This is a genomic window from Halorussus gelatinilyticus (genome assembly GCF_023238445.1).
Classification (GTDB): domain Archaea; phylum Halobacteriota; class Halobacteria; order Halobacteriales; family Haladaptataceae; genus Halorussus; species Halorussus gelatinilyticus.
The window spans coordinates 1,752,756-1,769,341 of sequence record NZ_CP096658.1; the positions used below are offsets into that span (position 1 = coordinate 1,752,756).

Sequence of the window (16,586 nt, forward strand, 5' to 3'; positions counted from 1 at the left end):
TACCGGCGAAAATAGCGAATAGAACTGCGAGAACCGGAGTTCAGTCGTCCGCGTCGGTCTCGACGCTGGCGGTCCGCTTGGCCGCGCGCTCGATGAACTCTTCGGGTAGTTCGTCTATCTCGCCGGCCTGCACGCCCCAGAGGTGGGCGTAGAGTCCGTCCTCGTCCAGCAGTTCGTCGTGGCTTCCGCGCTCGACTATCGCACCGTCTTCGAGGACGACGATTTTGTCGGCGTCCTTGATGGTCGAGAGCCGGTGGGCGATGGCGAACGTGGTCCGGTCCTCGGTGAGTTCGTCCAGACTCCGCTGGATGAGCATCTCGGTCTCGGTGTCCACGTCGCTGGTCGCCTCGTCCAGCACGAGGATTTCGGGGTCTTTCAGCACCGCGCGGGCGATGGAGATGCGCTGGCGCTGGCCGCCCGAGAGTTTCACGCCGCGCTCGCCGACCTCGGTGTCGTAGCCCTCCGGCAGGTTCTGAATGAACTCGTGGGCCTCCGCGGCCTTCGCGGCCTCCACGATGTCGTCGTCGTCCACGTCGAAGGTGCCGTAGGCGATGTTCTCCTTGACCGTGCCGTAGAACATGAACGTGTCCTGGCTGACGTAGCCGATGGCCTGCCGGAGACTCGGCAGGCTCACGTCGCGGAGGTCGGTGCCGTCGATGCGGATGGCGCCCTCGTCCACGTCGTACATCCGGAGCAGGAGCTTCAGGACCGTGGACTTGCCCGCGCCGGTGGGACCGACGAGTGCGAGGGTGTCGCCGCCGCCCACGTCGAAGGAGATGTCGTTCACGATGGTCTCCTCCTCGTCGTAGCCGAAGGTCACGTCCTCGTAGACGACTTCGCCGTCCTCGACGACGAGGTCGTCGGCGTCGGGTTCCTCCCGGATGCGACTCGGTTCGTCCATCAGTCCGAAGATTCGGGAACTCGACGCGTACGCGCGTTGGTACATATTAATGATGGAGCCGAACTGCGCCATCGGCCAGATGAACCGCTGGGTGAACAGGATGAACGTGACGAACTCGCCGGGTCGGAGGGTTCCGGTGAAGAACCACGGCCCCTCGCCGTTGAACACCCAGAGACCGCCGACGACGAAAGTGAGCGCGAATCCGAGTCCGGAGAGAATCTGGAGCGAGGGGAAGAACTTGATTCGGGTGACGATAGCGCCCCAGTTCGAGTCGAAGTACTCGTTGGACACGTCCTCGACTCGGTCGGACTCGTAGCTCTCAGTGTTGCTCGTCTTGATGACCTGAATCCCGCCGAGGTTGTTCTCCAGTCGGGAGTTGACGTTGCCGACCGCCGTCCGAACGTCGGCGTACTTCGGCTGAATGATCTGGATGAACTTGTAGGTGAAGATGGCGATGAGCGGCACCGGCACCATCGCCACGAGTGCCAACTGCCAGTTGATGGCGAAGAGGAAGGCCGCGATGGCCAGAACCATCACGCCCAGTCGGAACGCCGAGTTCATCCCGTCGTTGAGGAACCGCTCGAGTCGGTTCACGTCGTTCGACAGGATGGACATCATCTCGCCGGTCTGCTTGTCGGCGAAGAAGTCCATGTTCAGCCGCTGCATCTTGTCGTACGTGTCGGTCCGGATGTTGTGCTGGATGTTCTGGGCGAAGGAGTTCCAGCCCCAGTTTCGCGCCCAGTGGAACGCCGCGCCGACGCCGAACGCGGCCGCGACGACGCCGACCGAGAACCAGAACTGGCCGGTCCGTCCTGCCGGTGTGATGGCTGCGACCAATCCGCTCGATACGAACGGGAGTTGGCCCGCCAGCGCATCCGCGTACGGTATCTGGTTCGACTGCTGGCCGATTAGGGAGTCGATGGCGACACCGAGGATGACCGGCGGCAGGAGGTTCAACACCCGCGCGAAGACGCTCGCCACGACGCCCGTGACGAACGCGAACGTGTTCTCGGACCCGTATTCGAGGAACAGCCGTTTCATCGGGTTCTCGGCCTGCTCCCGTTGTTCCTCGAACGGGTCGTCTTCCTCGTCAGTGAGACTCATTATCATCCAGAAATGGTTCGGCTCTTGAAAAGGTTTCCTTCGAATCGAAACATCGGCGTCGGGCGGGGAACTCGCTCATCGGACTTCGAAGTGAAGCAGAGCGTGAACTTATGAATAGCGATAGTGTGTGAACTGTTGGCGAAAACGGTCGGTCGCGCTACAGCGACTGCGACTCGACCTCGGGGTCCACGTCGGCCTCGGCCAAGTCCTGCCGGATGCGTTCGCGCAGGGGGTCCGGCACCGTGTCGCGGCCGACCGGGACAGCGGTCTCGCCGTCGCCTTTCACCTTCCAGTAGAGGACGCACTCGCTCGGCGCGTAGAACTCGATGCTGTAGTAGTCGTTCCCGCCCTGATAGTGGACTCGCGCCGCGAACCCCTCGGCCTGCCAACCGTTCTGCTCGGCGAGTGCCTCGACTCGTTCGTCCATACCGGGGCGTAGTCGGGCGGCGTGGTAGTGGTTACGGAACTCGGGCGAGAAGGTAACAGTTATTTCCGGCGAGCGATTTGTGACCGGTAGCGGGTCTGTGGTCTAGTTGGTCATGACGCGGCCTTTACAAGGCTGAGGTCGGCGGTTCGAACCCGCCCGGACCCACTCTCAGTTCTCGCGGCGCGACACGACGAGCGAAGCGAGGAGTCTGCGCCGCGTGTCTGCTGTTCGGCAGGGTGGGTCGAACCCTGCAAGACGCACGCCCGCGCAACGACGTGAGCAGGAACGTCTTGCTCCGGTTCGAACCCGCCCGGACTCACTTCGACGTATCGCGGAACGTTCTCGATTCGTCCAGTCTCGCCGAGCAGTCTCTCGACGACTGAACCCGTACGGTCTTCCCGACTCGCTCCCTCTCGTGACTGCGAGACCGTCGAATCGCTCTCTCGGGACGAAAAGTCACAAAGGATTTATCGTCCGTATTCGAACGGCACTCGTCTCAGATGGTCTCCCGCACGCGCCGCCACCTCCTCCACGTAGCGACAGCAGTTGCTGGTGGACTGGCCGGATGTAGCCAGTTCACCGGGAGCGAAGCCTCCTCGACGCGCTCGATTTCGAGCGAGGGGTCGGCCGTTCCCGAGTCCGACGCCCTGACCGATCCACCGATGGTCCGCCGACGGGCCGCCGAGCCGCCGATTCGCCTCGGAGACCCCGACCGCGAGACCACCGAGTCACCGCGACGGGAGGCGTTTTCCTCGCTCGACGAGTACGAGGTCATCGACGCACGGTCTACCGCCGACCGACTCGGGGTCGCCGACGGTATCGACGGCGACGCGGTTTCCTCGTTCGTCGACGCGACGAACTTCGACAGCGAGACGCTCTACTTGGAGACGAGACCGGTCGAAGAGTGCTTCCGACTGCGCCTCTGCTGGATATCGTGGCAGTCAGGCAAAATCGAGACCGACTACGTGCGGCCGCTTCGCCCCTACGACGAGCGGTGTAGCGCCGACGAAACGGTCTTCGAATCGCGGCTGATTCGTCTCCCCGTCGCCCTCGACGCGGATTCGGTCAACTCCTACGGGTCGAGCATCAGCGGGAGCAGTCACTGCCGCGGCGGCGGTGCCGTCCGTGCCGAGATGGCTGGCGGAAGCGACGACGAAACGACGACAGCCGATACGACGATAGTAGACACGACGACAGCCGGACCGACCGAGGAGAGCGACCGATGAGGGGAGACGCCACCGGAACGCGGCGGGGCTTTCTGGCGGCCGCCGGTGTGGCGCTGTTCGCGGGCTGTAGCGAGTTCGGCCCGCTCGGCGACGATTCCAGCGATTCCGTCCTCAGCCATGAGTTGCCCGACGTCACCGACGACGGCGAATCCGAACCGGTCGTCGCCGAAGCGATTCCCGTCACTATCGAGCGGTCGAAACTGGACGAAGCGACGCGGCGCGTGACGGCGCTACTGGAGACGCTCCCGATGCCGTTCGGTCCCGAAAGCGTCCCGAACGGCCACATCAGACGCCGACTGCTGGACGCCGCCAGCGACGCGACGGCACGCGTCGAGGACGCCCGAACGGCCCAGACGCGGTTTTCGGCGCTTCGGTCGCTCCGCGAGGCGCGCACCAGCGCCCGGTACGCATCGGCCGGGTGGGGATTCGTCGAGCGCGACCTGACGCAGGGCGACTTGGCGGCCGAGCATCGGCGAGCACTCGACGAGGCCCGCGAGCTTCGAGCGAACCACGAGTATCTCGGGGCGGACCCGGTCCGCGCGGCGCTCGTCCACGCGCACGTCGAGCGCAACCTCGACCGGGTTCTCGACGCTCGCACGCCGTCCGGCCGCGTCGAGGACGGCTCCCTGCTGGCGGTCGCCGAGTGGGGTGAACACGCCGAGCAGGCGACCGCGTTCGTCGCCGACAGCCGGTATCTGTACGGTCAGTTCACGGCCTCGCTTCCGTCCGACGCCGGGACCGTCGAGGAGCGACTCGCGACCGCGGCCGAACGTCTCGCGCGCGACCTCCGGAGCCGTCGAAAGGACCTCCCCCCAGAACCGACCGAGAACGACCGCGACATCGCGTGGTGGCTCCGGTATCGACTCCGCGACGCCGCGGCGTCGAGTGCAGACCCGGTCGCCGACGCGACCGGTCCCGCCGGTGCGGTGTTGGCCGCGACTCGAGGACTCACCGATTTCCTCGCGTACGACCGCGTTCGCGACCGAACCGAGGGCGGCGAGCGGTTCGGGGTTCGGAGCGCGGCGGAGGTTCGGACGGTGCGCTCGCAGGCCGTCGAAGCGATTCGGACGGCGCTCGAAGGGAGTCCGCGACCGGAACTCGTCCGCCCGGTCCTCGCAGATGCGGCGAGTCGAGTCGCCTTCGCCGACGAAGCACTCGCTCGGTATCGGGGCGAGGTACGACTCGCGCGACTCGACGACCCGCTACGTCGATACTACGCCGCGACCGCCCGCGCTCGGAGTGCGCCGTCGGCGTGTCGGCGCGTCCTCGACGCGCTCGAAATTTGAAGACTGCGAACCTAATACCGATTCAGATTCGCGTCCTCCCTCTCCGCCAGATACCCGCGAATCTCGCGCTCGCGCCATCCGAGCGGCGACAGAACGCTCTCGGCCGCGCAAATCACCTGCTCGGCGTAGTACTCCGCGTCGTACCCCTCGGCCTCACCGACGAGCGCCACTCGGCCCCGAGAGGATTTCGCGTCGTCCGCGACGACGTACTCGACCGACTGCCCCGGCCGCACGTCGCGGCCCTCGTCGGCGGCCGATTTCAGCGCCGCGACCGTCCGCGTCGAGTGTCGGTACTCCTCGACGTGCTTCGAGACCCGAGACGTGACCGCCAAGTCCTTCGGGTCCACGTCACCGTCTCGAAGCCGACGAACCGCCGCTCCTACACGGTCACAGACCGTCTCGGGCGACCGATGCTCGTCGTAGACCGCTATCAGCTCCCGCTGGACCTCGGCGACGAACGGCGACGTACTCCGCTGGCGACACTCGATACCCCGGAACTTGAACTCGTCTTCGTCCGCCACCGACCCGAAGTACTTCGTCAGTGCCCCGGCCTCGCTATCGCGTAACGGCACGAACGCCACCCAGTCGTACTCGGCTTCGTACTCTAGCCGAATTCCTGCCTCGGCGGTAATCTCCTCGGCGAGCGCGTCCAGCGACTTCTGCTCGACGCCCTCCCGAGGAGTAACCCAGATGCTGTCCACGATGCCGTGGACGACCCGCCACTCGCCGTCCTCAAGCCGCTCTTTGGTGTCGAGCAGAATTTCGCGGGCGAACGCGTTTATCGTCTCGTGGCACTCGATACGCCCGAACTTCGCGTTCGAGAAGCCTTGATAGCCGAAGCACGAGACGAGAATCCACTTGATAGCGTCCGACCGACCTTCGAGTTCGGCAAGTCGCTCCTCGTCGTCGGTCTCTCGAATCTCGGCCTTGATGTCGTCGCGAGCATTGATGAGTGGCTGTAGTACGTCCGGCAGGTACCCGCGCTTGTCGCAGATGCAGTACCCAAGCCCCGGTACGTCCTCGCGTTCGCTGTGACAGTTACACCGAACCTTCTCGGGCGAGACGTTGTACTCGCAGATGATGTTCGGGTAGAGCGACGAGAAGTCGAGTTCGTGAACGTCGTCGTGAACGTCCACGTTGGGGGAGAACGTGAACCCGCCGCGGTCGGCGTCGTTCAACTGCCGCATCGTCTTGAACTGCTCGGGCCGCCACGCCTGCCACGGGACCAGTACGTCGCGAGATAGCGCCTCGCGTATCTGAATCGCCGTCAGGACATTCCCGATGGACGCCCACGAGAGTTCCTGCAACGGCTTTCCAGAGCGTCGCACGAGGTCGATACAGCCCGCGATATTCGTCTCGTCGTAGAAGAACGTGTTCGACCTGTCGATTACCACTCGTCCGGGCACGTTGTACCGGGCGGGCGAATGTCCGACCCGTCCGTAGCTGGTGTAGGTCGATTCCCGAGCGAGTTGCTGGAAGCCCGGTCGCCGTCCGAGTTGCAGGTCGTAGCGGAGTCGGTCGGCCAGTGAGTGCAACTCTGCGAGAAGTTTCGCCGAGTCTACGACCAACACGTCCGGGTCCTCGCGGGCGACGATCTCCTCGACGCGCGGCAACGCACGGTCGGGCGACCGACCTACCCGTTCGCCGCCGACCGACAACGCGGGCACCTCCTCGTCTTCGAATTCGTGCGCTCGCCCTTCGATAGCGAGCGTCGAGACCCTCCGCTCGGGCGCTGGCGAACGACCTGTTTCGAGGCAGTAGCGGAATTCTCGCGAGAAATCGACGTTGAAACAGCGGTACTCGCCGGGGTCGCCCCGCTCGTGAAGCCAGCGGGCGAGTCGTGAGACCTCTTCGACTGTCGTCACATCGACGCGAACCATTGCTTCGGCGTCGTGGCGGAAGCCCGGCCGCCACTCCTCGACGCTCGTCCGGGCGACCGTGAGGAACTGGTCGAGCGTCGCCTGCGCGTCCGCGAGCGACTGCTCGTCGCCCTCGCCGCGGCCGACGTAGAACGTCGGCGTGTAATCCTGCACGCGCTCGCTCGTCGCGCCCTCCTCGGTCAGCGTCCACTCGACCACTTCGCCGTCGAAGAAGTCGATTTTGTAGGCCATCTGTCTACGACGCCGCGTCGTCTGCCTCGGTCGCCTCGGAGCGTCCGCCCTCGAGTTCTGCTTCGAGGTCCTCGATACGCTTCTCCTGGGCGAGGAGCATCGAGAAGAGGACGACGACCATCGGGTTCTGGTGGTTCAAGTAGCCGCCCGCGTCGGCGTGCTGGCGGGCGTCCTCCCAGAGGCGGTCGAAGCGGTCTTGGTCCGGACGGCGGAGTGCCCGGCGGTAGTCCTGCCAGTCGTCTTCGAGCGACGTGAGTAGGTCGCGGAACGTCGGGTTAGTACGCCCCATGCGCCACCTCCGGCGTCGTGGTCGTCTCGGCCGCCGACACGCGTGCTTCGAGGACACACCGCCAGAACGAAAGCGTCGTCTGGACCGTGCCGTCCTCCATCGGGTAGACCAGCGTCTCGAACTCGTCGCCGACGAACCGCGGTCCGAATTTCGTCTGCTCGCAGCGAATCGTCTCGGTGGCGGCCGCGGCGAGCGGGTCTGAGAACGAATCCTGCTTCGAACGCGTGACGAGAACCGGCACGTCGTACTCGTCGGCGACGCTCGCGACGGTCGCCAGCGCCCGGAGGAATAGCTCGTCGCCCTCGTCAGCATAGGTCTCGGTGTCGCGGTAGAAGTGGTCGAACGCCGGGCAGACGACGAGTGACGTGTCCTCGTCTACTTGCTCCGGAAGCCTGCGAACGAGACTGTAGTGCTGGTAGGCGGTGAACCCGCGGGCGACCCGAATCCGGTCGAGCGTCCGCCCGCTCGGTGCGAGTGAGGCCAGCGACTGCGAGACCGCGTGACCCGCCGCGTCTACCCACACCGCGTTTCCATCGTTCATCAGGAGGTGGTCGAGGACGAGCGAGTGGAGCGGCCCAGTCGCTCGCTCGTCGCCGTCCACGTCGAGGAGACGGACGCCCGTCTCTAACTCGGGTAGCTCCGGATCTGCTCTCCCACCGTTTTGACCTCTCGGGTGCATAGATATGTCTACAGGCGGTATCCCGTTAAGCGTCGGCGCGCGGCTTCCAGAAGTTCCGAGAACGGCGGTCTCCTTGGGAGGAGGCCCACACAGGCTGATAGCTCTAGTGAACGGAGGTTTCCAGAAGTTACCAGAAACGAAAACGGATTCTGACTATCCAGCCACTGCCAGTGGCTGGAGAACACGCTTCGTTATCGAATCTTTCCGCCGAAACTTGACCGTAGTATTGCTAAATACGTGGTGCGAATTCATCGTGTCGATAGGGGGCACTGTCTAGATAAGGGAAACCGATAGACGGTGGGATGATGAATCAGTCGCAGCGCCCGTGAAATCGGTGTCTAATTGATGATACGATGCACCGCTAAGCCATGAGCAACGTGAATTCGGCGATCTCACCAAACACCTCACGTGAGATTCAGAAAGCTGCTCCATTCAGCCATGGTCGGAGAAGCGCTGTACCACCCGCCTACTCCAGAATCGCTTAACTAGACAGTGCCCGATAGGGGATAGTGACGGTTTGTAGTAGCAATCCACCGCGTTGTTGACCACTTTTCTCCAGCGACTACCACTCCAATTAGCAGGTTCACCAACTCAGCTGAACAACTGGTCGAAAAACATACCTGTTCAGTCGTGTTACTGGAGGTGTGCCAGACTGGACTCGGAGAGAACTACTCAAGGGAGTACCAGCCAGTATTAGTGTCCTCTCCGGATGCAGTCAATTTCCTGCTTCGTGGAGAGATGCAACGCCAGATTATACGTGGCAACAAAACGGCGAAGACCAAACCGTAGAGCTACTGGTGACTCAGAGCACGGTCTACACCATCTGCTACCGATGTGAGTTCGGAACTCGTGCGCTCAATCGCCAGACCGGAGAACAGGAATGGACGTTCTCGGCCCCACGCGAATTGTTTACCGGCACGGCGACAGAACAAGTCGTCTACGTCGCTGGCAAAGATGGAGTCTTCGCACTCGATGCCGACACCGGGGAGCAATACTGGCACTATCCGACAGAAGAAACGGTCCGGACGCCGCCAGCAGTTGGGACTGAGTCAGTATACATCCGAAGCTACGACAGCACGTTGCACGCGGTTGATACTGCAACAGGCACCCGACGCTGGCAGACAGCGCTCTCTGTCACGGGTGGAACCGCTCCGATGGCAATCGAGGATGGATTGGTCTACGTCGGGAGCGTTGGTAACGTCGTTTATGCGTTCGACAGCGAAACTGGACGCAAGCAATGGACGTTTACTGTCCAAGAGGATATCAGGCTCTCATCAACTCTTGCGAGTGAGACTCTGTACGTAGCCAGCGAGAACATTTATGCACTTAATCCAAAGACTGGGACAGCTCGGTGGGAGTATACACCGAAAAGCGAACTTGGTTCGTTACTGTTGGTAGCGGAGAATCGAGTTTACGTTGGTGGACGGAATATCGTGGCCCTCGATGCATCGAGTGGAGAAAACCAATGGGGATTTCGTCTCCCAACTGAAGAAGGACTTCTTGGATTTTTAGGACTGGTTGAGAAGACGCTCTACGGATGGAATAGCCGGTATCTGTTTGCGTTCGATGTTGACCGTGCTGAGCTTCAGTGGCGAACAGAGGATATTGCAGAGTACAATTTCAAGCTTGTCACGATGTATGACGAGACGTTCTACTTCGTGACCCACGGTGAAGACATCTATGCCCTTCCGCTTCGCGAAGCAGAACGAGTATGGGGGAAATGAACGAAACGGAACGCCGAGCGGTGTAGCGCTTAATTCACGCTCTGTATCTTGCGACAGTTGAACCGACAATACTGGACAAGACGCCGTGCTACGAATTACGGCTAACTCCCGAACTCGTCAAACCCAACCTGCTCGCCGATGTCGATCTCCTCGATGACCTCGGCCGAGTCGTTTGCGGGATTGTTCACCTTTTTCGAGACGGGGTATGCCCGGAGTTCGTCAGGCCGGTACGGGTCAAGGACGGCCTGTAACTCTTCTTCGTCGTCGGCCGAGAGCCACGTCTGCTCGTCGCTCGCTTCGAGCATCACCGGCATCCGGTCGTGAATCGGTTCGACTACCTCGTTCGCGTCGGTCGTGATGATAGTCACGGTCTCCCGCGTCGTGTCTGCCGAGTCGCCCCACGTCTCCCAGAGTCCAGCGAACGCGAACGGCCGGTCGTCAGTCTGTGTAATCCGGTAGGGTCGTTTCGACCCGCGCTGGCCCTTCCACTCGTAGAAGCCGTCGGCGAGGACGAGACACCGCCGCTTGGCGAAGGCGTCGCGGAACATCGGCTTCTCCGCGACCGTCTCGGCACGAGCGTTGATGGGCGTCGGCGCGTCGTCCGGATCGTCCACTCACGCCGGAAGCAAGCCCCACTCGAACTGGGCGATTTCGTCCGCGTGGTCGTTCGTAATCGTTGCGAGGTCGTCGCCCGGCGCGATGTTGTACCGCGGCGTGATGGGTTCGATCGCCTCGGCGTCGAATTGCTCTTCGAGGACCGACTGAGGGACGAACAGCGAGGTTCGGCCACACATGTCTCGTTAGTCGCGCTCCGAAGTATTAGGTACTCGCTCGTGTCTGCGGATAGAACGAGAAGCGTCCCGAGAATAGCGCAAAACACATCCTATATACATAAATAAACTTACTTGTTAGTCGAATCGGCCAGAGTTGTCCGTCGAACTAACTTGATAAGAAAAGTCACCGGACGCATATTCAACTCCCCCTAAGACACTATCGTACTCCCTCTCAGGTGGTGACGGGTTGAATGGAATCCGCCCACCAGTCTCGGGTACCGCGCCGTCAAGTGTGAACTCGACCAAGTAGTAGACCGATTCGGTGAAGATATTCTTGAACGTCTGCGTTTCACCGGGGGTGACCGACGAGGTAGCTGTCAACGTGCGTTGCTGAGGTGGCACGGATACGTCGCCAGCAACCTCGTACTCTTCTGCTGTCACAGACTTCGACCCGACATCTACAACAGAAATACCGATTACGTGAGGGAGGTTATCTTGATTCACGAATTGGAGACTCCCGGCCGGAATATCGTCGCTGAGGAACTCAGAACACCCAGCAAGACCTGTGATACTGAGCGCACCGAATGACGATAAAAACATACGGCGGTTCATATACAAGGGTTGTAGAAATATGTTATGTGTTTTTTGTGTTCCTCGGGCTGGAGAGTGACTGACCTGATTCCATCCGTAGATTTGCTCACTCGATAGTGTCGAACGTCTCCGAGACTGACCGATACGTCCGGTCGCGACTCGTTCCCTCCGCCTCGATGATGTCGTACTGGTCCATCTTCGAGAGGTAGTTTCGGACCGTCCGGTCGGTCTTTGGGTCGTCCATGCGCTCGCGGTACTCCTCGTACAGCGCGCTCGGCGAAATCGCGTCACGTTCCTCGATAATCTCGTAGAGGGTCTTCTGGTGGGGCGTCAGCGTCTCCACGTCTTTCTCGTGGCGCTCGGCGCGGGCTTCCGGAATCGAGGCGTCCAGAATCTCGTCGGTAATCGCCGACTCGTACTCTTGATGCGCCTGTCGCGCAGCCGTCCGCAGGATACTCAGTGCGACGCGAGCGTCGCCTGCGGCGGCGTCGGCGATGGTCGCCAACTGGCCGCGCTCGATAGCGCCCTCTTCGAGACCCCACTTCACGCGAGCGTCCATGATGGACACCAGTTCCTCGGAGTCGTAGCGGTCGAATCGAACGCGCTCGCACCCGGTGAGCCGACTGGTCAGACGCTCGTCGGCGTTGGCGAACAGTTCCCGCTCGGGTTGGCGATGAGCAGCATCGAGAACTGCGGGAGTTCGTGAAGCGTGTAGAGCAGGCGTTTGTCTTCGAGTTGGTCGGCTTCGTCGAGGATGACGACGCACGGTGGGCCATCGTACGTTCGCAACCGCTCGAAGAGTTCGTCGCGCGGCGTCGATTGGCGGTGGATGTCCACCGTCTTGCCGAGACCTTCCAGAATCCGGTAGAGCGTCCGAAACTCGGAGAAGTTCTGCCAGCAGTTGACGTACTGGTACTCCACGTCGAGGATTTCTTGGCGCAACTGTTCGGCGGTGTACTTGGCGAGACAGGTCTTGCCGACGCCCGAGGGACCGAGGAGAAGCGTGGTGTCGGCGGGGTTGCCGTCGGTCAGCGGTGCGAGGATTTCGGTGAGATGGGTGACTTCGGCGTCGCGGTGTTCGACTTCTCGGGGGACGAAGCCAGTCCGGAGGACCCGAGCGTCGGTTATCATTGCTTCGGGTATCAAGTTCTCGGGACTTAAGCAAGCGGGTCGTTTCCGGAAGTTTCCAGAAGTCCATCGGGGGTCGAGACGAATCCCGTCTCGAATCCTCGAGTCGGTCGGAGCGGACGCCCGGCCGCTACCGAACTCCGCACGTTACGGACCCCGCAGAGGGAGAACGGGGCCCGACGACGAGGGCTTCTGCGGACTCCGCCTCGTCGTTACCCGGGGTCTCCTCGCTCCCGGCCTCGGGTGTTTCGTCGCGGTCGGTCTCGGCGACCTCGGGTTCGTCCTCTGCGAACGCTTCTTGGTCGGGGTCGCTCTCGTCGGAGAACTCCGCGTCGTCCTGCTCGCGGTCAGTCCGTTCAATGCCGTCGGCCGATTCTTCGGCAGAAGTGGTATCGTCGGGCCTGCGTTTGAGAAGGGTCGCCACGCGATTAGGGCGTGGGACCTCTCCGGCCCGCTAGTCGGCGCCTTCCCTTCTCAGTACACGGTCCGGAGGCGGTCGCGCTCCCACGAGACCGCGCTGTCGGTGAACGCCTCCCAGTGGCTTCGCTTGACTTCGAGGTACGTCTCGAAGAGGTCGGTGCCCAACGCCGCCCGCAGGACCGAATCGGCTTCGAGCGCGTCGAGCGCCTGCCCCAGCGTCCGGGGGAGTCGCTCGATACCTCGGTCGGCGCGCTCGCCCGCCGGGAGGTTGCCGGGGTCGGCCGAGACCGGTTCCGGGGGTTCGAGGTCGCGCTCGATGCCGTCCTTTCCGGCGGCGAGCAGGCCCAGCAGCGCCAGATAAGGGTTCGCGGTGTTGTCGGCCGCGCGGAACTCCAGTCGGGTGGACGCACCGCCGTCGCCGGGTTCCGGGGCGGGAATCCGGACCAGTGCCTCGCGGTTCCCCCGGCCCCAGCAGACGAACGCGGCGGCCCCGATTTGGGGCCGCAGTCGCGCGTAGGAGTTGACCGTCGGGGCCGCCAGCGCGACGAGCGCGGGCGCGTGGTCGAGGACGCCCGCGACGAACCGGCGGGCCGTGTCGCTCAGACCGTCGCAGTCCGGGTCGTGGAAGGCGTTCTCGTTCGGTCTCCTGCCCGCGATAGCGGTGTCCCACAGCGAGAGGTGGACGTGGCAACCGTTGGTCGAGTGGTCGAAGGGCTTGGGCAGGAACGTCGCGCGGTAGCCGCGGTCGCGCGCGACGCTCTCGACCGTCTCGCGCAGGAGGACGTGGTGGTCGGCCGCCCGGACGCCGGGTTCGTGGTCGGTGACGATTTCGTGCTTGCCCGCCGCGTACTCGGGGTAGTACTTCTCGACGGCGACGTCTTGGGCCTTCAGCGCGTCCACCGCGGCGAGGACGGTCTCCAGTCGCTCGGGCGGGTCGGCCGGGAGTTCCACCCGACGACGTCGGTCCGGACGCTGTACGCGCCCGATTCGCCGTTCATGGTCAAGGGGTCGCTCAACGTCGCCATCACCAACTCCGAGCGCGCGAACAAGCGGCCGGAACTCGACCGCGGCGTCGCCGTCGCGGAACTGCTCGATACGGAACTCGGCGACGACCTCCGCGAGCGATTCCCCGACTTCGACGTGGTGCGGGGCCCCGCCTCGCTTACGCTGGACGTAGGCGAGGGGGCCGACGGCGAGTCCGAATCCGGCTTCGAGGTCGTCCTGCGCGAGAACGTCTTCCGGGGCGCGAACGCCGAGAACGCGGGACCGGTGGTCGCGCTCTGTCAGGACCGAATCGAGGGCGACGGCTCCCGGCTCGGCACCGTCGTCCGGACGCTCGCCGAGCGCGAGGGGCGCTCGACCGAAGCGGTCAGCCGCGACTGGTTCCGCCGGTACCTCGAAATCTCGCTTCGGCCGATTCTGTGGCTCTACATCGAACGCGGGCTGGGCGTCGAGGCCCACCAGCAGAACAGCGTCCTCGCGCTGGAGGAGGGCTACCCCGACCGGTTCTACTACCGGGACAATCAGGGCTACTACTTCCCCGAATCGAAGTACGACGAGCTAGACGACCTCCTGCCCGGCGTCGGCGAGCGCGCGCCGTGGGAGTTCGGCCCCCGAAGAAACAAAAACCTTCGGAAAAGGTGCCTATAGATTGCTCTGCTCATCAGGGACCCAGCCGGTCGTTTCGACTAACTCATCAGTACTGTTTGACAAGAATGGAGCGACGAGGTTTTGGCCGACCTAAACCGAGGCGGTTAATCACTTTTAGGCTGGCCTAAACCATATGTTCGACGACTCCAGTAACGACGCGACGCGGCGACGATTCCTGAAAGGCGGCACCGCGGTCGGTGCGACCGTGTTGGCGGGGTGTACCGGCGGTGGGTCCGGGAACGCCACCACGACCGGGGAGACGACGACCGAGACCACGGAAGAGACAACCGATGAGACGACGACGCAGAACTCCTCGTACTCGGTGTCCATCGACCCGGTCGGGAAAGTCACGTTCGACGCGGTTCCGCAGGCGTGGGTCGCGGAGAACCCGAGTTGGGCCGACATGGGCGTCGCGCTCGGGATGGAACCGCCGCTGGCGGTCGTCCTCACCAGCGAGTACCGGACCCACCACTACGACGACGTTCCGGGCCTGTCGGTCGATACCGACGAGATGACCTCGCTCTGGCAGGACGGCATCTCGAAGGAACTGTTCTACAGGCTCGGGGCCGACGTTCACTTCATCGACCCCAACTACATGACGAACCTCATCCCGAACTGGAAGCAGACGGACGTGGACGAGATCGTCTCGAACGTCGGCCCGTTCTGTGGCAACACCAGTTTCTCGACGTACCCGTGGCACTCCGACTACCCCTACTACGACCTCTACGAGGCCTTCGAGAAGGTCGCGCAGGTGTTCCAGCGCACCGACCGATACGAGGCGTTCTCCTCGCTCCACGACGAGGTCATCGGGACGATTACCGACCGACTGCCCGACGAGCGCCCGGCCGTCGCGCTCCTCTCGCCGGCCTCGACCGAACCGGAGAAGTTCTATCCGTACCGACTCGGCGACCGGACGGCGTACAAGCACTGGAACGACCTCGGCGTCGAGGACGCGCTCGCGGGGTCGGACATCTCGACGTTCACGTCCGACCGCGGGACCATCGACTACGAACCGCTGCTCGAAATCGACCCCGAGGTCCTGCTGTTCTACACCGACCAGCACCGGACGCCCGAGGCGTTCCGCTCGACGTACCTCGACTTCCTGCGGAACCACGACACCGCGAGTACGCTGACCGCGGTCCGGAACGGGGACGTCTACTCTGCGGGGAGCATGTATCAAGGGCCGATCATGAACCTCTCGAAGACCGAGCGCGCGGCCAAACAGCTGTTCCCCGACGAGTTCGACTGCGACGAGAAACTCTACGACCGCCAGCGCATCGCCGACATCCGGAGCGGAGGAGCCTAAGCGATGGAGTACACGACGCTCGGCGACACCGGACTGTCGGTCAGCCGCATCTGTCTGGGCTGTCTCGGGTTCGGCGACGGCAAGGAGTGGATGCTCGACGCCGACGAGAGCCGCGAGATAATCGACCGGGCCATCGACCTCGGTATCAACTTCTTCGACACCGCGAACGTCTACTCCGACGGCGGGAGCGAGGCGATTCTGGGCGACGCCCTCGCCGAGTACGACCGCGACCGGTTCGTCGTCGGGACGAAGGTGTTCGGCGAGATGGACGAGTCGAACCCGAACGCACGCGGTCTCTCGCGCAAGGCCGTCGAGCAGGAACTGGCGAACAGCCTCGACCGGCTCGGGATGGACGCCATCGACCTCTACCAGATTCACCGCTGGGACGACGAGACGCCCATCGAGGAGACGCTCCGGACGCTCGACGACGCGGTGCGCCGGGGCGACGTTCGGTACGTCGGCGCGAGTACGACGCTGGCGTACCAACTCGCGGAGGCCCGGCTCCTGAGCGAAACGCGGGGTCTCCAGCCGTTCGTCTCGATGCAGAACCACTACAACCTCCTCTACCGCGAGGAGGAGCGCGAGATGCTCCCTTACTGCCGGGAGAACGGCGTCGGAGTCCTGCCGTGGAGTCCGCTGGCGAAGGGGTACCTCGCTCGCCCCCACGCCGAACTGGACGCCACCGCCCGCGGCCGGACCAACGACTACACCGACCTCTACCCGTACCTCGACGGGAACGGCCGCGAGATAAACGAGCGCGTCGAGGAACTCGCGGCCGAGAAGGGCGTGACGATGGCCCAGATAGCGCTCGCGTGGGTTCTCAGCAAGGCGTGGTGGACGCGCCGGTCCTCGGGACGACGAGCATCGACCACCTCGAACAGGCCGTCGAAGCGCTCGAAATCGACCTCTCTTCGTCCGACGTGGAGTACCTCGAAGAACCGTACGAACCGGTCAGACACACGCTGTGAGGC

Annotated in this window: 12 protein-coding genes, 1 tRNA gene and 4 pseudogenes; 7 read left to right on the plus strand and 10 right to left on the minus strand. The window is 63.3% G+C overall.

The features are described from left to right. Positions 1-40 precede the first annotated feature (40 nt). Together M0R88_RS09060 and M0R88_RS09065 are read right to left on the minus strand one after the other, a co-directional pair. Positions 41-2,005: an ABC transporter ATP-binding protein gene (locus M0R88_RS09060; RefSeq protein WP_248656612.1), complete on the minus strand. Its 1,965-nt coding sequence runs from the start codon at positions 2,003-2,005 to the stop codon at positions 41-43. Positions 2,006-2,162: 157 nt separating this feature from the next. Then, positions 2,163-2,432: a DUF7538 family protein gene (locus tag M0R88_RS09065; protein ID WP_248656613.1), complete on the minus strand. Its 270-nt coding sequence runs from the start codon at positions 2,430-2,432 to the stop codon at positions 2,163-2,165. A gap of 91 nt (positions 2,433-2,523) precedes the next feature. Here M0R88_RS09065 and M0R88_RS09070 point away from each other — a divergent pair. The 3 genes from M0R88_RS09070 (at position 2,524) to M0R88_RS09080 (ending at position 4,944) form a co-directional block, all read left to right on the plus strand. After that, positions 2,524-2,597, plus strand: a tRNA-Val gene (locus tag M0R88_RS09070). Between the two features lie 335 nt (positions 2,598-2,932). Further along, on the plus strand, positions 2,933-3,658 hold the full coding sequence (locus M0R88_RS09075) for a hypothetical protein (RefSeq protein WP_248656614.1): 726 nt from the start codon (positions 2,933-2,935) through the stop codon (positions 3,656-3,658). Next, positions 3,655-4,944 (plus strand): serine/threonine-protein kinase, encoded by a 1,290-nt coding sequence (locus M0R88_RS09080; protein WP_248656615.1) that lies wholly within the window; start codon positions 3,655-3,657, stop codon positions 4,942-4,944. Before M0R88_RS09075 ends, M0R88_RS09080 begins: the two co-directional genes overlap by 4 nt. An 11-nt stretch (positions 4,945-4,955) precedes the next feature. Here M0R88_RS09080 and M0R88_RS09085 read toward each other — a convergent pair whose 3' ends face one another. Genes M0R88_RS09085 through M0R88_RS09095 form a run of 3 tightly spaced genes read right to left on the minus strand, consistent with a single transcriptional unit; the run spans position 4,956 to position 8,023 of the window. Further along, positions 4,956-7,055: a type B DNA-directed DNA polymerase gene (locus tag M0R88_RS09085; protein WP_248656616.1), complete on the minus strand. Its 2,100-nt coding sequence runs from the start codon at positions 7,053-7,055 to the stop codon at positions 4,956-4,958. A gap of 4 nt (positions 7,056-7,059) precedes the next feature. Next, positions 7,060-7,344 (minus strand): DUF8156 family protein, encoded by a 285-nt coding sequence (locus M0R88_RS09090; protein WP_248656617.1) that lies wholly within the window; start codon positions 7,342-7,344, stop codon positions 7,060-7,062. After that, positions 7,331-8,023, minus strand: a complete 693-nt coding sequence (locus tag M0R88_RS09095; RefSeq protein WP_248656618.1) for a P-loop NTPase family protein — start codon at positions 8,021-8,023, stop codon at positions 7,331-7,333. Before M0R88_RS09095 ends, M0R88_RS09090 begins: the two co-directional genes overlap by 14 nt. Positions 8,024-8,667: 644 nt before the next feature. Between M0R88_RS09095 and M0R88_RS09100 the strand changes: the two genes are divergently transcribed. Next, a complete protein-coding gene (locus tag M0R88_RS09100; RefSeq protein WP_248656619.1) occupies positions 8,668-9,747 on the plus strand; it encodes an outer membrane protein assembly factor BamB family protein in 1,080 nt (359 codons plus the stop codon). Between the two features lie 101 nt (positions 9,748-9,848). On the opposite strand, the pseudogene M0R88_RS09105 reads toward M0R88_RS09100, so the two are convergent. The 5 genes and pseudogenes from M0R88_RS09105 to M0R88_RS09125 all read right to left on the minus strand — a co-directional run bounded on the left by M0R88_RS09105 (position 9,849) and on the right by M0R88_RS09125 (position 13,610). Further along, positions 9,849-10,541: pseudogene (locus M0R88_RS09105) on the minus strand (SOS response-associated peptidase). Between the two features lie 114 nt (positions 10,542-10,655). After that, positions 10,656-10,961 (minus strand): hypothetical protein, encoded by a 306-nt coding sequence (locus tag M0R88_RS09110; RefSeq protein WP_248656620.1) that lies wholly within the window; start codon positions 10,959-10,961, stop codon positions 10,656-10,658. A 256-nt stretch (positions 10,962-11,217) separates the two neighbouring features. Beyond that, a pseudogene (locus M0R88_RS09115) lies at positions 11,218-12,242 on the minus strand (Cdc6/Cdc18 family protein). Between the two features lie 127 nt (positions 12,243-12,369). After that, positions 12,370-12,663, minus strand: a complete 294-nt coding sequence (locus M0R88_RS09120) for a hypothetical protein (RefSeq protein ID WP_248656621.1) — start codon at positions 12,661-12,663, stop codon at positions 12,370-12,372. Between the two features lie 50 nt (positions 12,664-12,713). Beyond that, positions 12,714-13,610, minus strand: coding sequence for a type I glutamate--ammonia ligase (locus M0R88_RS09125; RefSeq protein ID WP_248656622.1), 897 nt, complete (start codon positions 13,608-13,610; stop codon positions 12,714-12,716). Here M0R88_RS09125 and M0R88_RS09130 point away from each other — a divergent pair. The 3 genes and pseudogenes from M0R88_RS09130 to M0R88_RS09140 form a co-directional block, all read left to right on the plus strand. Further along, a pseudogene (locus tag M0R88_RS09130) lies at positions 13,551-14,255 on the plus strand (IucA/IucC family protein); the annotation flags it as partial. The gene M0R88_RS09125 and the pseudogene M0R88_RS09130 overlap by 60 nt on opposite strands. Positions 14,256-14,442: 187 nt before the next feature. After that, positions 14,443-15,615, plus strand: coding sequence for an ABC transporter substrate-binding protein (locus tag M0R88_RS09135; RefSeq protein WP_248656624.1), 1,173 nt, complete (start codon positions 14,443-14,445; stop codon positions 15,613-15,615). A 3-nt stretch (positions 15,616-15,618) separates the two neighbouring features. Beyond that, a pseudogene (locus M0R88_RS09140) lies at positions 15,619-16,583 on the plus strand (aldo/keto reductase). Positions 16,584-16,586: the final 3 nt, after the last annotated feature.

Excerpts from the sequence above, each read along its gene's own strand:
- M0R88_RS09060 (WP_248656612.1), bottom strand. The coding sequence starts at position 2,005 with ATGAGTCTCACTGACGAGGAAGACGACCCGTTCGAGGAACAACGGGAG.
- M0R88_RS09065 (WP_248656613.1), bottom strand. The coding sequence starts at position 2,432 with ATGGACGAACGAGTCGAGGCACTCGCCGAGCAGAACGGTTGGCAGGCC.
- M0R88_RS09075 (WP_248656614.1), top strand. The coding sequence starts at position 2,933 with ATGGTCTCCCGCACGCGCCGCCACCTCCTCCACGTAGCGACAGCAGTT.
- M0R88_RS09080 (WP_248656615.1), top strand. The coding sequence starts at position 3,655 with ATGAGGGGAGACGCCACCGGAACGCGGCGGGGCTTTCTGGCGGCCGCC.
- M0R88_RS09085 (WP_248656616.1), bottom strand. The coding sequence starts at position 7,055 with ATGGCCTACAAAATCGACTTCTTCGACGGCGAAGTGGTCGAGTGGACG.
- M0R88_RS09090 (WP_248656617.1), bottom strand. The coding sequence starts at position 7,344 with ATGGGGCGTACTAACCCGACGTTCCGCGACCTACTCACGTCGCTCGAA.
- M0R88_RS09095 (WP_248656618.1), bottom strand. The coding sequence starts at position 8,023 with ATGCACCCGAGAGGTCAAAACGGTGGGAGAGCAGATCCGGAGCTACCC.
- M0R88_RS09135 (WP_248656624.1), top strand. The coding sequence starts at position 14,443 with ATGTTCGACGACTCCAGTAACGACGCGACGCGGCGACGATTCCTGAAA.